This window comes from Rhizobium sp. P1_B8 (assembly GCF_056406515.1).
This window is the reverse complement of sequence record NZ_JBFTZZ010000077.1, coordinates 1-1,397: the sequence shown is the minus strand read 5'-3', so window position 1 is coordinate 1,397 and position 1,397 is coordinate 1. Positions and strand designations below refer to the sequence as shown.

The following is a 1,397-nucleotide window of genomic DNA, read 5'->3' as shown; positions in this document are numbered from 1 at the left end:
GCGCTTGCCACCGCCGCCAGCGCTGCTCGCTGCTGGCGATAGAGAGGATCTGAGAGCACACGCGAGCGCGCCTCCTCGTCGATCGCGGTCCTGAACTCGGTGACGGCGGCAAGCATGGGGACATTCTCCATCCCTTGATCGGCACTGGCACCGGCAACAATCTTCGAACGATCCCGCCGCTCGGCGAGATGCTGCTCGTCGGCAAAGCGCTTCACGGCCTTGAACAGCCGGGTCAGCTTCTCGCCTCTGCTACTGGCGAGGTCCTCYGGCATACGCTCGACCATGTTGCGTTCGCCAACCGCGTCGGCCTTCGAGGTAAACGCGCTCCAGCCGAAGCGGGCGGTCAGCGCCTCGCTGACCGCCTTGACCTCCTGGACGATCGAGCGATCTTCGGCGGCAAGCGCAAAGGCGGCCTTGTAGGCGTCGTCACCACCTTGCCTGCGCACCGCCTCGATCTCGGTAAGACGTGCCATCGCCTTTTCGGAGAGCGCCGGGATCGRCAATGCCATATGGGCGCGGCGTTGCTGCTCGTGGCTTTCGAAGCGTTCGGCATTCCGGCGGAACTGGGTGGCATGGGCGCGGACGAGCGGCAGCAAGTCCGTCAAGGCAGTGATCGCGGCRTTTCGTTCGTCGCGTGCCGCACGACCATCGACGATCAGCTCGGAGCCCCGCAGGCGGCCGAGCCGTTCGGGTGCTTTGGCAAGATCATCGGCAAGCCTGCGCGGTTCGACGCTTGTATCCGATGAAAGCGCGTTCAGGGCGACAAGGGCTGCATCCGGGTCACGATAGATCTTCTCCAACAGCGGCCGGAGGATGGCTTCCCGTTCCTTCCAGGCAGGTGACGAAAGTTGTGCCAGCCGCGCATCTTCCTCCACGCTGCTGGTGAAGACTGTGGTGGGTGGAATCAGATATCGGCCGCTCGCAATGTCCGCGTCTGAGACGGTTTGGGGTTCAGCCCGTTCCTCGTTGTAGGCGACACGCCGTTCCCGCTCGATCGTGAAGCCGAGCGCAACGCTTGCCCGCTCCCACAGCTTCGCCAGCTGCTCGCGCCTCTCTGCAATCCCGGCCCACCGCCGGGAAAGGCTTTCCTCCACCCCGGCTGCGGCAAGCGAAAGGTGATCGAGACCACGGCGGCGGGCAAAATCTTGCGCCTGGGCGCGATAACCGGCCTCGCTTTCAAAATCGAGCGTCGTCGTCTTGGCGCCGGAACGCGACAGGCGCTCTACCAGCTGCTTGAACAGGTCCGGTCGATGGCTTTCCCGCTCGATCCGTTGCTGACGTTCTGCGGCGGTTTCGATCCGCCTGGCGGTCCAGACGTTGCGGTCGACCTCTCTTTCCTCGAACCGCTTCTGGCCGGTTTGTTCGTCGACGATCGCAAACTTGATCGTCACCCGCTC

Annotated in this window: 1 protein-coding gene; it reads right to left on the bottom strand. The window is 64.2% G+C overall.

The window, feature by feature from the left end; all coding sequences use genetic code 11:
• A partial coding sequence (locus tag AC1D2N_RS36170) for a BID domain-containing protein (protein WP_477983017.1) occupies positions 1–1,397 on the bottom strand: 1,397 nt, incomplete at both ends.